This window comes from Alkalihalophilus lindianensis (assembly GCF_032843265.1).
GTDB lineage: Bacteria > Bacillota > Bacilli > Bacillales > Bacillaceae_D > Alkalihalophilus > Alkalihalophilus lindianensis.
Genome location: NZ_JAWJBA010000527.1, coordinates 1 through 261 on the forward strand (window position 1 = coordinate 1; position 261 = coordinate 261).

Here is a 261-nt window from a genome sequence, read left to right on the forward strand (position 1 = left end):
TCAACCGTTTCCGAGAGACCCTCAATTTCCGCTTTTGTATGAGCGGTTGATTTGTAAATTGAATCAGAAAGAGTCTTAACAGTGGTAAGCGTTCCTTTGGAGATTTCTCTTTTTACTTCTTCCATAATTTCCTTACGGACAACCGTGCGAATTTCCTCTTTTACCTCGTTTATAAAATTGTTCTTAAAGGTATCAACCGCTTCAAAAATTTGGTTGGTATTCGTGCGGGTTTCCTTATGGACCGAAACGGGTGTAACCGTT

General features: G+C 39.8%; 1 pseudogene. It reads right to left on the reverse strand.

The window, feature by feature from the left end:
- Positions 1-261, reverse strand: a pseudogene (locus RYX56_RS23290) (MerR family transcriptional regulator); the annotation flags it as partial.